General features: G+C 52.4%; 13 protein-coding genes. All 13 read right to left on the bottom strand.

Translation table 11 applies throughout. The features are described from left to right. Window positions 1-27: 27 nt before the first annotated feature. The 13 genes from AAC01S_RS11380 to AAC01S_RS11315 all read right to left on the bottom strand — a co-directional run bounded on the left by AAC01S_RS11380 (window position 28) and on the right by AAC01S_RS11315 (window position 16,547). Window positions 28-1,116, bottom strand: a complete 1,089-nt coding sequence (locus AAC01S_RS11380; RefSeq protein ID WP_245630192.1) for an S-methyl thiohydantoin desulfurase family protein — start codon at window positions 1,114-1,116, stop codon at window positions 28-30. Window positions 1,117-1,182: 66 nt separating this feature from the next. Then, entirely contained in the window at window positions 1,183-2,514 is a 1,332-nt protein-coding gene (locus AAC01S_RS11375; RefSeq protein WP_067622197.1) for a purine-cytosine permease family protein, read from the bottom strand. 154 nt (window positions 2,515-2,668) lie between these two features. Further along, window positions 2,669-4,405 (bottom strand): PucR family transcriptional regulator, encoded by a 1,737-nt coding sequence (locus tag AAC01S_RS11370; protein WP_067622194.1) that lies wholly within the window; start codon window positions 4,403-4,405, stop codon window positions 2,669-2,671. A 240-nt stretch (window positions 4,406-4,645) separates the two neighbouring features. Then, the gene (locus AAC01S_RS11365; RefSeq protein WP_067622241.1) at window positions 4,646-5,176 is read right to left on the bottom strand and encodes a D-lyxose/D-mannose family sugar isomerase; all 531 of its coding nucleotides are present in this window, start codon (window positions 5,174-5,176) and stop codon (window positions 4,646-4,648) included. A 66-nt stretch (window positions 5,177-5,242) separates the two neighbouring features. Next, entirely contained in the window at window positions 5,243-6,229 is a 987-nt protein-coding gene (locus tag AAC01S_RS11360) for an ABC transporter substrate-binding protein (protein WP_067622192.1), read from the bottom strand. Window positions 6,230-6,344: 115 nt separating this feature from the next. Beyond that, a complete protein-coding gene (locus AAC01S_RS11355; protein ID WP_245630191.1) occupies window positions 6,345-7,346 on the bottom strand; it encodes an ABC transporter permease in 1,002 nt (333 codons plus the stop codon). Then, complete coding sequence (locus AAC01S_RS11350; RefSeq protein WP_067622190.1) at window positions 7,343-8,128, bottom strand: ATP-binding cassette domain-containing protein; 786 nt, start codon at window positions 8,126-8,128, stop codon at window positions 7,343-7,345. The genes AAC01S_RS11355 and AAC01S_RS11350 overlap by 4 nt, the downstream gene beginning before the upstream one ends. A gap of 45 nt (window positions 8,129-8,173) precedes the next feature. Then, window positions 8,174-9,028 (bottom strand): class II fructose-bisphosphate aldolase, encoded by an 855-nt coding sequence (locus AAC01S_RS11345; RefSeq protein WP_067622188.1) that lies wholly within the window; start codon window positions 9,026-9,028, stop codon window positions 8,174-8,176. A gap of 37 nt (window positions 9,029-9,065) precedes the next feature. After that, window positions 9,066-10,388, bottom strand: a complete 1,323-nt coding sequence (locus tag AAC01S_RS11340) for an FGGY-family carbohydrate kinase (protein ID WP_067622185.1) — start codon at window positions 10,386-10,388, stop codon at window positions 9,066-9,068. Further along, on the bottom strand, window positions 10,385-11,314 hold the full coding sequence (locus tag AAC01S_RS11335) for a 1-phosphofructokinase family hexose kinase (protein ID WP_067622183.1): 930 nt from the start codon (window positions 11,312-11,314) through the stop codon (window positions 10,385-10,387). The genes AAC01S_RS11340 and AAC01S_RS11335 overlap by 4 nt, the downstream gene beginning before the upstream one ends. Next, window positions 11,311-12,330 (bottom strand): LacI family DNA-binding transcriptional regulator, encoded by a 1,020-nt coding sequence (locus AAC01S_RS11330; RefSeq protein WP_067622180.1) that lies wholly within the window; start codon window positions 12,328-12,330, stop codon window positions 11,311-11,313. Before AAC01S_RS11330 ends, AAC01S_RS11335 begins: the two co-directional genes overlap by 4 nt. Window positions 12,331-13,258: 928 nt before the next feature. After that, window positions 13,259-14,578, bottom strand: coding sequence for a UDP-glucose dehydrogenase family protein (locus AAC01S_RS11320; RefSeq protein ID WP_067622175.1), 1,320 nt, complete (start codon window positions 14,576-14,578; stop codon window positions 13,259-13,261). 508 nt (window positions 14,579-15,086) lie between these two features. Next, window positions 15,087-16,547: a lipopolysaccharide biosynthesis protein gene (locus AAC01S_RS11315; protein ID WP_067622172.1), complete on the bottom strand. Its 1,461-nt coding sequence runs from the start codon at window positions 16,545-16,547 to the stop codon at window positions 15,087-15,089. Window positions 16,548-16,990 lie beyond the last annotated feature (443 nt).

Here is a 16,990-nt window from a genome sequence, read left to right as displayed (position 1 = left end):
CCTCCTAGCCATTCTCGAGTCAGTCACTTACGCGTTCTGTGTTGTCAGTGGCCGAAGCGGTTTAAAGTCGAAATCGTATCCGAAGTACCTCGGCCCGACCAGCTCCAAGCACTCGGGCCGGTGCCATACGGGTGCGCAAGGCATCGTGATGACAATCACGCGTTGGCCGTAGCGCAGCTCTTCCGTCGTAATGGGGTGAATCGTCTCTTGATCTAAAACCGTAATCAAATCTGGCACCGTCGCAACGGGCTCCCCATCGCGCATCGCGATGAGATTCTCGTTTTGAAACTCGAGTCTGCAGACCGATCCGCTGTCCACACCCATCCCTTCGATCGTCACGGTACCACGGGCGAATCCATCGACGGTCCGACGCATGACGTCCGTCAACTTGCCGCGAAACACTTCCACACCATCCGTGAATTTGAGGAGGTTTGCGAGGCGAACTGCCGCATCCTCTTTCGCTTCGAGCAGTTCACCAATCTTCATGGCTGTCGATAAGGTCCCATGTACCAAATTTGACGCCATCTTATCCGCATTGGCTCCGTAAAGCGCCAACATGGAAGATCCACCCATGACAATCGTCGCATTTCTCGACAGCGCCTCCGTCCAAGCCCCATTCACAGTAGACAGTAGAACCGTGTTCCCCTTTTCATCCGCGACCATCATCGGCGTCGCCGAAATGCCGCCAAAGTGCAGTGCCGTCATCGGAATCTCTGGGAACGCACGCCCCATGCCATCTGCGTCGACAATAGGGATGCCAAGTTCTGCCGCGACCACGAACGGGATCGTCGAATTCAGCCCACCCGCTTCAATCGACACGGTCGCTGCAGCCTTGCGACCGAGGAATTTCTCCAATTGCGTAAATGCCTTCACCGGCTCATCGCCGCTCGGCATTTTCTCAACCATCACCGTAGGTGCTCCCATCATCGCCGACGGGATCACCAAATCGTCATCGTGCAACTCATCTATCGAAACCATCTCCACAGGCCCATATTTCTCAATGGCCTGCTTTGCCATCAGGGCACCGATGTAGGGATCTCCACCGCCGCCGGTACCAAGAACTGTTGCGCCTAAAGCAAGGTGATCGATGTCTTTTGTGTGAATCAGTCTTCTCACCATGTCACCGCCTATCGTCAAGTTAGAACATGACCGGGAGACAGTTGGCCCCGTCTCCCGTCATATTCAGTTCGCGAGTTCCTTCGTACTCACGCTTCCAAATGTCACAGTCCGGTTCCGATTGACCAGCTTGTTCAATACGAAGTACGCCACGGCCGCCACGACGAGCGAGTTGATGGACGGAATTCCCCACTTCACGAACTCGCCGACCAAGAACGCCCCAATCCAGCAAATCAGCGTGAGGGGATTCCAGGACTCATACGAACTCGGCAGGACGCCTTGTTCTCTCGACTGTGAAAGCTCGTCTTTATATCGCCGTATGCAGAAATATTCGACAGCCATAATGCCGCCAACTGGCGGCACTGCCACACCCAGTAACGAAAGGAAACCTTCAAATTGATTCAGGATACCGAGGACGGAGAGCAACGTGCCAAGCGCGCCAAACAAAATCGTGACACCGACGCGACTGACGCGTTTCTTGAACACGACATCAAATAAGTTCACGATACCGAGCGAAGAAGAGTACAAGTTCCAGTCGTTAATCTTCAGCGTCGCCGTCACGAGTACAACCGTGCCAACCACACCACTCGTCGACATGACAATCGTGATGACATTGGAAGATTTCATCGCATGTGCAAGAAGTACACCAATGAGACCAATGAGATACTCACCAAGGGTAATCCCGAGCACGGTTTGCTTAATGACATCGCCAACTGAACGGTTGTAACGCGTCATATCCGGAGAAATGATGGCCCCTGTGATAAATCCACCCGCGACCATGCTCGCACCCGCACCCAGCGTCAAAGCGCTGCCCGGCGCGTGCATCGAGACGAGATGTCCCAGCGAATAATGTCCGAGCGCCCGGCCAATCGAGATGAAGGCAATGAGCATAAAGAGCGGCACCGTAATGTAGGCCGTAAACCCCATCGACAAGAACCCGTAAATGACGACCAAGGTGACCAGGATTCCTGTAACAATGGACCATGCCCAAATGGGCCCGCCGAGCAGTTGGTTCAGCCCATCTGCGAAGACCTGATTCTGCACGCCAAACCAGCCGACCAGCGATATTGCGACGACCAGGCTGACGAGGACGGAACCAAACCTGCCAAAACCAGTCCACCGAACCAACATGGTGGTACTGAGTCCCTCTTTCATCCCCGCGATCCCGACGAATATCGAAACGATTTCCAGAATCACGGCCCCGAGCGTCAAGGCCCAAAACGACTGCCAAAAACTCATACCAAAACCCAATGTCGCGCCCAACAGGAATTGAGAGAGCGCTGACATCTGACCAAACCGCATGGTTGCGATACCGAACCAGTGTCGGCGGTCCGATTCCGGAACTCTCGATAACGAATAGTCATCGAGCTTTTCATTGATGGGTTCCGCTTGAGTCATCCGAATCTTCCTCCTCTGCTATTGTTTGAATTATCTTAATTCGATTCCGAATGTGCGTGTATCGCCGCCTTGAACAAAAATGGGGCCGAACTTGTGCGCAATGCACAATACGGCCCCGATATCTCACATGGAATGTACAGTAAGTTCACAAAACCTACAGAACGATATTCGGATTGCGTAGGCGCCAAGTCCGTATCGCCAACTGGTAAGTGAAGCGAGTTTGATCGTCTTCCAAATTGATGCCCAACAGTTTTTCCACTCGCTTCAGCCGATACCGAAGGGTGTTTCGATGCAAATACAGCTTCTCCGCGGCCATTTGCATTTTGGCCCCACACTCTAAATAGACCTCCAAAGCTTCCAGCAAGGGACTTCCATTCGTCTCGTCGATTAGCCGCTTCAACAAGCGGACGGCGTGATCATAGGACGAGTCCTCCCCCGGTTTCGGCAATATCCGGTTGGCCAAATCGTTCTGGTTGTCGGCAAACTGGACCATCTTCGACTGCGACAACGTGCTCAAAAAATCGAAATACGAGCGCTCTGTCAGTTCGACGACCCGTTCAAGAATTTCGTACGAACGATGAATGCCTTCAAAGGTCTCCGTCACGAAATAGGAACGCAAAGGAATTTGCATCCGAAAGTGAAGTTGTTCCATCAACTGTCCAATGCGATGTTCCATTTGATGCATTACATCCTCGTTTTCGGAAAACCAGAATAGGGCAACACCTTGATTCCCACGCCAGTCCGCCCAAGGGACAACAGAGGTTAGAGTGGACGCCTTCCCCGAGGCGAACTGCATATCGTGAGAAAGGACCAACGCCTGATCGCGAAGGTATAACGTGCAATCCGCAAATCGACGATAGGCGTACGGCCTGTCCGAAATACGAGTCTGAGTGGCCGTTCTATTCGAAGTACCGCCCACGCCACATATCCACAGCATGCTTATCGCGCCAATCGGCGGAGTTTCAATCAGTTCCAACCTGCGCCGTATGGACAATGTCTCCAGCACGTCTTGCAACCATGTCGGTGCGGTGGACTGACGTGGGGCGCCAAAGACCTTCGCGTTCATAATAGGCAACCGCGAGATCGAATAGTAGACGACACTCTCAAACGAGCACGCCCAGTCACTCTGCCGAAGAATTCCGGGAAGCTCCACCAGTAGAAAAAATCCCGTCTGCGAAGTGAGCACGCCAGTGAGCTCTTCCAACCACATCGTTTCGTAATCCGGACGATACAGCAAACAGTGCGGCTCTGGGGTCAACTGCAGAAGAAACACGCGATCCAACACCTGAATCGGAAGTTGCAAAGTTCTGCCGCCTCCAAATGTATGCCATCGTTCATTCCGACGATGGTTCGCATCTGTCTTCGCCCACGCTAGTTTCGCTTTCACAAACAATACGTGCTCAACCTGATCCAACCATGCGGATAATGACGTTGATTCCTCAAATTGTCTTTCCAATCGTCTTCGTGCTTCAGCGAATTGTTTCTCGGCGCTTTGACGCTGCTCAAGAACAGTCGTATAAAATTGTCTCGCGATCAGAGAATAATCGAGCGAATCCTTGAACCAAATCAGCGGTATTTCCAACTGATCCGCAAGTACGAGCGTCGACCTTGGAAAGTCCGAACGCTTGCCGCCCTGAAACAGGACACCTACAACGCCCGTCTGGTGGAAAAAGCGCAAGAGCAAATCAAATGTGGGGGAGTAGCCCGGAAATTGACCAGCTTGCAGAAACACGAGCGTATGTTCGTACATCGCGTCATTGACATTTTGCAGCCAGATCTTCGGGTCGCTTACGAAGATTACGTCTCGACAAAGCTCACTCAATCCAAGATCTCCGGCCAAGACATCTGCTTCGTATTCGAACCCCGCGACAAACTCCCGAACTGGAATCATGTAACCTCCCCCTTGCTCATCCGATTGTCCCAGACCATGTGCTCTTGGATATGATTTATGATTGTACTATTTGTTTTTTTCAGAAAACAATGACCGGATTTTGGAGGATGGTCAGTTCGATTTGAAGGTTCCCGATAAAACAGTCTTCACGCCACCCAGAAGCCCCACACAAAAAATCCCCACCGACCACCAGCGGGGATTCGCAATGCCGTATCAGCTTCGTACTGTGCCGCCGTCACTTCACGGCACACGCACGACATTCGGATTCGTAAAGATGTCGAACTCGTCTCTGCTCGTCGTGGAAAACTCCGATACGATCGCGCCGTCGTCTGCCGCCTGAAACCAGTGCAGCGTGTTCGGGGGAATCGTGTACTGTTGCCCGGGCGTCAGCTCAATCTCGTGAAACACCGTGTAATACGCCCTGCCTTCGTCGGGAATGCGAGCCTGGATCGGCTCGGTGGGCTCACCCTCGACATACAGCCAAACCTTGCCCCAGCGGCACCGGAACGTCTCGGTTTTCCCGGGTATCGCGCCAATCGGCGGATGTCTGTGCTCCGGGCACGTCTGATTCGGCAACAAAGCCAGCTCCTTTGCGCAGTACAGGTCATTGTTCACGTAGGTAATCAGCCCCAGTCCTGTCGTCTGATAGTCGCCAAGCCCGAAGTCGGCAATTTCGATCCGGCCCTGCTCTTCCTCCGTCAGGACGATGTGGGCCTGATTGAAGAGCCTTATCACCTGCTGCCTCATCTCTTCCCGTTCACGCGTGGACATCAAATTCGCCGTCCCCCTTTGAGCAACCGTGCTGTTTCGGCCATTCTATCACAAACTTACGCAGCGTTATTTCTGGGTACTCTCCGCATAAATCCACTGCTTGGTGCTAGGCTTGTTGACGTTCTGCTGTGTGATGACCAGGTTATTGAGCTTGGTGGACTTCGGGATTTTCACTTTCTTTCCTGTCACTGCTTCATAGGCGTACTCGACAGCAAGTTCGCCTTCCTTATATGGATTCTGGGCGACTGTTCCGTAGATGAAACCGGACTTGATGTCTTGAATTTCCTCCGGTTCCGCGTCATAGGCGATGACCTTGACCTTCTTGGACATGCCGCTCGATTTCACCGCTTCAGCTGCACCTGCGGCAGCGTACGTGTTGGTGCCGAATACGCCGACCAAATTCGGGTGCGCGAGCAGAATCGACGAGACCTGGCTGTCCGCTGTGGTTTGGGAATCATTGCAATACTCGTTGGCCACGACCTTCATGCCAGGGTACTTTTTCATCTCCGCCATGAAACCGGCGTTTCGTTCATCCGCGGTCGTAACGCCTTTGTCGAAGTTGATGATGGCGACATCGCCGTGATCGTGCGCCGCTTTGGCCAGAGCGTCCGCGGCTGCCTCACCGCCCTGATAGTTGTTGCTTGTTACGGCGGCTGTGAGGAAACTTTGATCGGCTGTCGTCGTATCCACCGTCAGTACTTTAATCCCTTGTTTGGCGGCCGTCTTCAGCGAAGGCGTCAACGCGTTGGCGTCAGCAGGTGCAACGAGCAAGGCGTTGACGTGTTTTGCAATCAGGCTGTTCACCACCGGCAACTGCTCGGACGCGACCATCGCCGTCGATCCCTGGAACAGCAGCTTCACGCCGAGTTTCTTCGCTTCTGCCTGCGCGCCGTTGTTCATGGTAATGTAGAACGGATCGGTGGTCATGCCTGGCACCAACGCGATCGTGTACGATTTTGAAGCAGCATACACGGAACCTGCGGGAACTGCGAGAGCCATCCCCGCCAAAACGGAACTTGCCAAGAGCGCTGCAGCCTTCTTCTTCAATGTCATTCTTGTAACCTCCTCATGATTTCACCTATGACTACCCCTTGAAAGACTCTACGCTGCACGGAACGCTGGAAAACGAATCACCCCTTTCAAGGCACGAAGGTACCAGATGATTGGGCTACTTGTTTCGATGGCGCAACTGTTCGACGAAGACTGCCGCAATGATGATCATCCCGACCGCGACGGTTTGCCAGTAGGCTTGGACGTTGACAATGACCAATCCGCTTGCCAGAACCGCGATGATGATGGAACCGACAACCGTACCAAGGATGTTTCCTCGTCCGCCAAACAGGCTCGCGCCGCCAATGACCACTGCGGCGATGGCGTTCAGTTCGTCGTTCTGACCGGAAATCGGCGATGCTGATGCGAATCGAGCCGCCACAATAATGCCCGACGCTCCGGCCATCAGGCCGGAAATGCCGTAGATTTTGATGATATGTCTCGGCACGTTGATACCGGTTCGCCGTGCGGCTTCTTGGTTGCTTCCGATCGCGTAGGTGTGAACACCGAATCTGCTTTTTGCAAGCGCAATTCCGCTGATCACGCAGAGTAAAGCGGTTACGATCACGGGATACGAAATGAAACTGGCGATGTTGCCGCTCCCGAAACTCGTCAGCGGAGTAGGCAGTGCAGTAATATCTGCGCCGTTGGACAGCAAGAACGTTATTCCGCTCGCAATGCCCATGGTGCCGAGTGTCGCGATGAACGGGGTGATATTCATTTTGGCAACCACAAACCCATTCACGAGCCCAAAAATCAGCCCCGTCAGCAATCCGACCAGGATGCCCACAATCAGCGACAAAGCGTCGTTTCCGAGAGCCTGCATCGCCATGCCTGCCGTGATCCCGGAAAGCCCGAGCACCGCGCCGACGGAGAGATCGATCCCAGACGTGATGATGACGAACGTCTCGCCAATCGCGAGCAGCAGGATCTCCGTGGCGGATGTGGTCGTGCTCAAAAAGTTAAACGCCGAGAAGAAGCTGGGGGCCAGAATACCAAAAACCAGAATGATGACCACGAGCACACACAGCGTCCAGTAATCGCCAAGTTTTTCCATGATGTTGATACGCTGATGTTTCGTGGAGTTCAGCGTCGTAGCAGTCGGCATTGGGTTGCTCATGCCAACACACCCTCTTTCTCTGAATGTTGCGATTTGGCGCCTGTGATGTATTGGACAACTTCCTCCAGGGTCGTGTCCTTGGTCGTCAAAATCCCGCCGACTTGACCTCTTCTCAGAACCACAATCCTATCTGTCACTTCGAGGACGTGCGGCATCGTGTGGCTGATCAGAATCACCGCGACACCTTGGCTCCGAAGCTTCTTGATCAACTCGAGAACCTTGGCAGACTCTTGTACGCCGAGCGCCGCAGTCGGTTCGTCGAGGAGAATCAGCTTGGCGCCGCGGGACGTGGCGCGGGCGATCGCGATGGACTGCCGCTGCCCTCCAGACAACTCCCCGACCTTTTGTCGGATGTCCTTAATTTGGACGTTCATCTGAACAAGAATCTCCTCCGCCTGGCGCATCATCTCTTTCCTGTTCAAAAATCCGAATCTCCCCCGCCACCCACGCTGCAGTTCCTCTCGGCCGAGAAAGAGATTGGAGGCGACATCCAGGTGCAAAGCCAGCGCCAGATCCTGGTACACAGTTTCAACCCCCAGCATCTGTGCATCCAGCGGACCCTTCAAAGACACTTTGGATCCTTCAAAAATGACGTCGCCACCATCTGGCACTTCCACACCGGACAGGATGCGGATGGTCGTCGATTTTCCCGCCCCGTTGTCGCCAACCAGTCCGACCACTTCTCCGGGGTAGACGTCGAAGTTGATATCGCGCAAAGCCTGAATCGCACCGTAATGCTTTCTCACGTGTGACACTTGCAAAAGCGGTTGATCCCCACGCATCGTTCTTCATTCCCTTCTATGCTGGATTCCTGACCACCGTCGCCGCTACGCACGCCCTGCCGATCCACAGACGCGCATGTAGTGCTCGACGCGTTTCTGAAACGCTTCCCGAGCGGCGACCATGGCGTCAGGGAACCTCGTCTTCGGGTTCTCCACCGCCTTCAGAAACGCTTGCTTCGCTGCCTCTGCCAACTCCGTGAAGACGTTGACTTTCGCAATCCCCGACGCAATCGCGCGTTGGATGTCAGCGTCCGACAATCCGGATGTGCCGTGCATGACAAGTGGGATCCCGACGATCTCGCGAATATGGCTCAACCTGTCGAGATCCAGCTTCGGTGTGTGCTTATACACGCCGTGCTTCGTTCCAAACGCGACGGCCAGGGCGTCAATCCCGGTATCTTCGAAGAAGGATTTCGCGTCATCGGGATTTGTGAACGCATTCTCCACGGCCTCCTGCGAATCAAACGACTCCCCTTTTCCCACATGGCCAAGTTCCGCCTCAACCGATGCACCGCGTTCGTGGGCGTACGCTACGACCTCCCGCACGATCTCGACGTTCTTCTGGTATGGATGTTCAGACGCGTCGATCATCACGGAATCAAACCCCAGATTTACAGCCTGCCGAATGAATTCGAAGGTCCGACCGTGATCCACATGCAAACACGCTGTCGCGTGATAGCGCTTTCTAGCATCTTCAAAAAGAGCCGCGATTGTGGAAATATGCGTATAGTTGTATGTGTAGCCCGCGTGAGAATGGGCCAAGGCGACAATCACTGGCGACTTGCTCGCCTCGGCGGCTGAAAACACCGCATCCATCGTCTCCGCGCTTTGCACGTTGATGGCAGGTATCGCGTAATGGTTTTGTCTAGCGTCTTCCAGCAATTCACGAAACAGCGTCATGTCGAATCCCCTCCATCGATAACTTTGTCCAGCAGCTTCATCCAATCCGACCGGTCCTCGAAGTCTCTTCTTCGCAAGCGCGGCTCGCCATCATGGCAACACCCAGCGCTGCCGATTCAACCTCGCGAATGATCTGAAATTCTCTATCGTAAACATCAGCCCGCAGCTTCCGCCAAAACTCTTTCGAAGCAGGTTTACCGGTGACATAGAGCTGACCTTCCTGATTCGATAGAGCAGAGAGGACATCGACAATCTCTTTCGATGTCTCCGCCAATCCCTCGTGAATGGCCCTCATGAGAACACCCCGATTCACGAACCGGTCTGTTCCCGTCAGTGTCCAGGTTGTCAGATCATCCGCCAATGCGAACCGATGCCCTTCACTCCCCGGCGGTACACGGGACATTTCGCGATAAATCACATCGTCGTCTGAATCCCCGTACATCAACTTCTTCCACTGCTGAAAGTGGTGCCCCGAAGGTATGGAGATCATCAGGTAATACAATTCGTCATCCACAAAGCACCCTTGTTCAGCCGGAAAACGACAGCTGACGTCCTGGATTGGCCTATCGAGCAACACAAAACACGCTTCCGACGTTCCCGCGGATACCAGAATGTCTCCGGGATGTCGAACCCCGCCAGCATAGGCCGCGCAGAAGTGATCATGTCCGCCAGCGTAGATCAGCACCCCGCTTGGCAGTCCAAGCTCTTCGGCCACGTGATCGTCCATCGATCCGATATTCGCTCCGGACGGAACCAACTCTGGAAATATCGCATTCGACAGCCCCGCCGCTTCAATCACAGCCTCGCTCCACGACTTGGTGACGAGATTGAAAGCGCCTGACCTCGACGCATGCGACCAATCCATCACATATCGCCCGCAGAGTGTCCCGAGGATAAAGCTTCCAATGTCGGTGAATCGGTGCGCCTGCCGCATGATTTGCGGACTGTGCCGTTTCCACCACAGCAATTTGAACAAGGTGTACCATGGTCCCGGATTCACACCGGCAAACACCGCGGTCCCATACGTCTCAAAGAACTGGTCGCGCTCGCCCCAACTGCGAGCGTCGTACCACGGAATCACCGGACAGAGCGGCCGATGCTTGTCGTCCAGCAGAACAACCTCTTCGCCGACCGAGCTCACAGACAGCCCGACAACATCCGATAGATCCGCTAGCTTTCCCAAATCGAGGATCAGTGATTTCACCAGGTCAACGAGTTGTTCGGCATCCCGAACCGTTCCCCATGGCCCTTCCGTCACCGGGGTCGGGGCGCTGACCTTTTGAACGACTGTCGCACGCAAGGGATCGAACAAGATCGCCTTCGTGTTGGTTGTCCCCATGTCGATCCCGATGGTCTTCATCCAGCCGCCTCCACCTTGGTTGACTCTGTCAGGTCATCCAAGTCATAGTTCTGCGGTAGCTCAGGCATGGCGTTCATCGCGTTCGCCATGGCACACGCGCTCGCAAACCGTACCGAGCGTTCAAAATCGCCAGCTTCCACGTACTTCGCGAGGAATCCGCCTATGAAGGTGTCTCCAGACGCAATGGGGTTCACCACTTCCACCGAAGGGACCCGCACATAAAACAGGCGGTCGGCGCTCGCCGCAACGCAGCCCTTCTCTCCGAGCGTGACAACGACATGTGAGATACCGCTTGCGACGATGTCTTTCATGACGGCCGGCAAATGCAATTCATCCGTCACGTTCGGATACACTTGCTTAAACTCGTGGATGTTCGGCTTAATCATCCACGGTCTTGCCGCAACGGCTTCCTTCAACAAATTCCCGCCCGCGTCCACGATGGTGTAGACTCGCTTGGTCGCCAACCTGCGGATCATCCGCGCGTAGAAGTCATCCGGCACACCCGTTGGCACGCTTCCGGAAAAAACGACGAAATCTCCATCCTCCACGTCGGAAAGCAGTTGCTGAACAAGCGACGCTTGTTCTTGTTCCGTGACGAACGGTCCCTGCTCATTGACCACCGTCACCCGTTTCGTTTCCTGCTCGAGATAGATGTTGCACACTCTCGTATTGTCAGAAATTTGAGTGTGCCGATCTTCCACCCCAGCCGCCCTGCACGCACTTCGCACGGCATCGCCAATCTCGCCGCCAAGAAAGCCGTACGCCGCAACCGGTATCCCAAGGCGACGGACCGTTCTCGCCACATCAAGTCCTTTTCCACCCGCAAACGCCCTCGTCGAATCGACGCGATTCACTTCCCCAAGATGCAAAGCTTGAATGATATGTGTTCGATCCATCGCTGGATTTGCCCCAAGAACCCGAATCATTGTGCCGTCTCCCTTTGCCGTATGGACGAATGTCGAATAATCAGCTCCGCATCAATCAAGTCATGAACCGATTCGGACGCGTCCTCTTCACTCAGCCGAGCCATCAAGCGCCGCACCGCGCGAATCCCCATCTCCATCGGCTGAGTCCGCACGACCGTTACCTCCGGCGTCACAAGCGTCGTCCAGGAAGCATCGTCGAATCCCACCAGACCAACCTCGTCCGGAATGGCGATCCCGTTTTCCTTCAAGCTCTGAAACGCCCCACGAGTCACCGAGTTCGTCACGCAGAAGACGCCAACAGGGTCAGAACCACGGTCCGCGAGAATCTTCTCCATTTGCCGATACCCAACGTCCGAACCCCAGCCATCCATCGTGTACACTCGCGGGCTCTTACCAAACAGTTTGCAAGCCTCGTGATACGCCGCTTCACGTTCCAAAATTGGCGTAGGCGCCGGCGATTGCGTGATCATCGGTACTTCTCGGTAAGATGCAAAGAGATGCTGTACCGCCGACAACGCCGCGTCAAAGTTATTGGTTGTCACAGTCGGACCAGAGATGCCTTCCGGCGGCGCCCGATCCACAAAGACGATAGGTATGTCCTGCGATTGAATCCATTCGTATAAGGAGCCATTCTCCACCGGATCCGTCACCGCGACAATCAGCCCGTCGACTTTATAACCCACCAACTGACGAATAAAGTCGGCCTCTCGCTCCGCCTTTCGATCCGAGTGAAACAGAAAAAATTTGTATCCATTTGCCTCAAGCTCCCGCTCAATGGCCCGAATCAAGTCGGTAAAAAACGATCCATACAAGTCCGGAATCAGAACACCTATCATCTTTGTCTTGGAAGCGCGAAGATTTCTTGCAACCGTATTCAAGTTGAACTGCAGCGCCTCAACAGCCTGCATGACCTTCTCCACCGTCTCCGGCGAAACAAACCGGGTTCGATTCAACACGTGGGACACCGTCGTCGTTGAGACTCCAGCAACCCTTGCAACATCTTTGATTGTGCTCACTTCATCACATCCCAAACGATAAGCAAATGCCGAGCAAACGATTACGCAAACGATGGCGCAAACGTTTGCGTAATCGTTTGCATTTAAGGTATCAGGCAATTGAAGCTCGATCAATAGTCTTTTTGTGTTGCTGATTGGGTATTTCGGCACAGGTGGGGTGGGAAAAGAGTTTGTCGTGTGTGTTATGAAGCGTAGAGGCACTGTCTGATGGTCGGTTGCTTACCGCGGTTGGCATATTTAAGTTGGTGGAAATCGCTGTGAGGCCTCTTAGAAACCGACGATACGCGGTTAGGGTCGACCTATAGAAACACTTTGGGAAGGGCTGGCCAAGCTCCTTCCTATTCCTGTAAAAACTCTTGGACACTGAATCCGTCGATTCGTGGTCAACTTAAGCGGTCAGTTTCCGGACACTACGTTACGTCAGTAACACCGAAGGACGGCGGTTACCCAACTCTGCGATTAAATCTCGGATTGAATTTTGAAATTAGAAGTACCTCCAGGGCTACAGCGAAGAACCAATCTGACCTTGGAAAAATTATTAATTTACACATGACTTGCTCATCTTGAATGAATATATGCCATCCATTTGGACTCGAAGTGCGATTCTTTATCCGGTCCTTAATTCGGCTCTTCAGTCCCGATGACAATGCCCTGCCTACGTACTTCATGACTCCGTGTTGTGTGAAGAGATGTACTCCCGGCACCGCTTCGAATTCATCCAACAGTGTGAGATCCTTCTTAAGTTCCGACACCTCGAAATCTCTAGATGTACTGGCGGCTGATAACTTTATCTGACTGAAGAATTCATTGAGGGGGAACTCTAGCTCTTGATTCATCCCATTCCAATCTCTTTGTCAACAATTCCGTTAGCGCCCCGGTCAAGCTTTCGATTGACGAACACAACAGGGGCTGAAGAAAACTGAGGAATTTACAATTGATTTGCCCCCGTCAAGTTTTGTGAAGCGGCAGACATCCCAATGTTAGACAGAACAATCCCGCATGTCCGCATTTTTCTCGGATCAAGCACGTTCCGTCCGTCAAATATATATGGCGACGCCATAATGTCGGCAACGTGCGCCCAGTCCAATTCAATGAACTCGTTCCATTCAGTTACTAGGACCGCTGCGTCCGCATCGGTTAGTGCTTCGTAAGCATCCGCAATGACATCGATTGGGTCGCCGAACACACCTTCCAAACTGCGTACAACAGGGTCGCAAAAGCGTACGATCACGCCGTCAGCCTCTAGCACTTGCGCGAGATCAAGCGCAGGTGACTCACGAACGTCGTCAGTTCCTGGCTTAAATGCGGTTCCTAGAAGCGTAACCGTCTTGCCTCGGAGTTCCCCTAACCACTCGCGCAATTTGGACAACGGTCGAAGTCGTTGCAATTGATTGACTTCAACAACTGCTTTGAGAAGAAGGAAATCATAGTCGGCTTGTCCAGCAATATTGACCAGAGCCTTGGTGTCCTTGGGAAAGCATGATCCGCCGTACCCCAGTCCAGCCCTCAAGAACGATGAGCCAATGCGCGGATCCAATCCCATGGCCCTTGACACCGTTGCAACATCCGCACCAACTCTATCGCAAATATTTGCAATTTCATTGATAAAGGAGATTTTTGTGGCCAGGAACGCGTTCGATGCATATTTAATCATCTCTGCTGTCTCATTCTCGGTGACGACTATAGGCGCGTCCAATCCCGCATGCAGTTCACGGAGTACCTGTTCACTTCTTTGGTCACGGACGCCAAATACCAGCCTACTAGGATGGAACGTATCGTGAATCGCGCTTCCTTCGCGAAGAAATTCGGGCACTGACACCACTGAGATATCCTGCCTACCTAGGAGGGCTAGACGCATTCTTATTTTATGAGCTGTTCCGACTGGAACCGTGCTTTTCGTGCCAATTATGCTGTTCCGTTGGAGCATTTGCGCCAGTTCGTCTACGACTTCAAATACCGCCGTGAGATCTGCTTCGCCAGTGGACAGGGATGGGGTACCTACCGCAATGAATGCGATATCCGATGACCAAGGGACAGACATCGAAGTCGCAAACCGAATATTCCCGTTGGTTGTCTGCTCCTTCAACAGTTCTTCAAGTCCCGGCTCAAAAATCGGAGCCTGTGCTCTTTTTAACGCATCAATCTTTGATTCTTCCTTATCGATGCAAATGACTTCGTGCCCTAGCTTCGCAAAAGCCAGACCGGTGACTAAACCTACATAGCCCGTACCAACAACCGTTACTATCAAACGACCCGCCCCCTCTAACCCCGAAACCGGCCTATATCGAGTTGAAGCCCACGCTCAGACCAATGCTCGCCTAGCCTATGACATACACTTATGATAGCACATAGAGCTGCCTTCATGTTCTATAATTCATAATCACTTCTATGCTAGGATTTTTTATACAGTGAAAATTTATGAAGAAGTGAATTCAGATGGAATGCGGTGTCGCGTCAATTGGTGTATACTTGCCCGTGCGAATTACGGTGCCGAGCGAGCCGTAAAAGTCATCTGACCAGTGCGGTCGTATATGAGACTATAGGCAGGCACTCTTCTTCGCCCCGTCAGGTTACCTTCGAGGCGTATCGTTGCCTTGCTCCTGTATTCTAGGTTCGGTGCTTTAGGATTCGCCTCTCCGCTTGGAAGAAAAGGTGTGCCAACTGTAGCAAACGCAATGTCGTGTACACCATTCGTGTAGTAAATGCAAAACCTATGCTCCCGACCGCTATTGCTGCATTAGCAGCTCTGTCACTGGTCACCCCATCGCTTTACTCACTTCTTTAACAAATCTTCGAATGCCATCTCTCCCTTGTTTCTTCAGAAAGACTAGTCCAAGACTTGTCATTAGGACAATTAATAGATTAACCACTGCTACGACCAAGGGACTTGGCAACCGAAGTGCATATTCGCAGATGCTAAGTTCCGCGACCAGGACCGCGCCTATACCTAGAGCTGGAAGGCTAGTCTTCACCAAGTCATGGCTCCGCACCGGGCCTTTGCGACCAACTATCCAAATGAGAATTGGAGTCCTGATAACTACGCCAGTAATAGAATAGAACGCTGCCACACCTTCAACGCCCCAAGGAAGACCGGCGATAAAAGCAGCTATTGTAAGGACACTGTCTATTACTCCCCAAATCAGCTGATCCTTTGCTCTACCTTGACTCACAAACAGCCACCCCGTGGTGTTCGAAATTGGCTGTACCAAACCAACGATTGACAAGAACCGCAGTATAGGCGTTACAGTTATCCATTTGTCCCCGAGAAATAGCGACACAAGAGCACTCGAAGAAAAATATAAATAAATAACTAAAGGAAATGCTGCTAGAGTAACAATCTGAAGAATTTGTGTGTACGCACGCCGGTAACTGTCCTCTGAATCCCTCAGCCTGCTAAGCACGGGAGTAGCAACGTACGATATGGGCAGATTAATCTGATTAATTGGTTGAAGGAAAAGACTATATGCCCGAGAATAAGATCCGAGTGCGGTAGGGCCTATGTATTTACCAACCAAGAAGTTGTCTAGGTTTCGAGACAAAAAATTCAAAATGTTGAACCCCATCAACTGCCCTCCAAATCCCATCAAATCCTTCATTGAAGACCACCTTAACATCGCCTTTGGACGCCATTGTGCCACAAACCACACCATAACAGCTGTGCAACAGTCCGTAGCTATAGCCCCTATGATAGGGGAAATATACCCACATCCCAGAAGAGCCAACATAACGCTTGCACCCAAGCCAACGAACGTACTAGAGACGTCGATAGTAACCAACCGCTTAAATAGCATTTTTCGCCTTACAAGTGATTGATGAACCGTAATAAGGCCTGATAAGACGAAGTCTAGGGAATAAATCTCCATCGCCTGGGCAACCCGCGCCTCACCATAGAGCCTCGCAAGGAACGGTGAAATTAGAATTCCGGATCCACACAAAAGGAAGCCAAAAATTAGGTTTGTCCAAAAGAGCGAACTCAATTGCTCGTCATTCACATCCGGTGACTGGACGATACTAAACGTTAACCCCAAGTCCTTTAGAAGAGAAATGAATGAAAAGACCACCGCCGCCATCCCGACTATCCCATAGTCCTCAGGTGTCAGGATCCTAGCCAAGACAACGATCGACGCGGTATTAAGGAGCAACTTCACTCCTTGCCCGATTACAGTCACACTTGCGCCCCTCACGGCGATCGTTCTGAAGTTACGGCCTTCTCCCATACACGCGTTCGCCCCCTCAGTAATGCCCGAATATCTCTTGATTGTTGTCCATTAATACAGATTCAACTATAAGTCTCAGGTAAGCATGTGTAGTACCGCTGAGCGATACATTTTTTAGTGACGTTATCGCAAAGTTTAAATTGCACCACCTAACGAATCTTCACTTCAATCAAGCGAAGCTTTCTAATTTGCCGCTCTCTCCTCATCGTTCGAAGGACAGTGGCGGCGGAAGGAGGGCCAACAATACGATTTTATACGTTCATCGCAAAGACACCTCATCTAATACTCGCCAATCACCATCGCCGGTTGTGATTGACGAAAAGCTTAGGTTTTATCTTCCAACAATTCTTCCGACCGGTCGAGTGAACAATGAACTAACTCTACGTCAACACATGAGGCGTATCATTTAGTAATAAGCATATCAGTATTCTTAAGAATCGTAT

It is taken from the genome of Alicyclobacillus acidiphilus NBRC 100859, assembly GCF_001544355.1.
GTDB lineage: Bacteria > Bacillota > Bacilli > Alicyclobacillales > Alicyclobacillaceae > Alicyclobacillus > Alicyclobacillus acidiphilus.
Note: the sequence above shows the minus strand (reverse complement) of the source record. Positions and strands in the feature narration are given on the sequence as shown.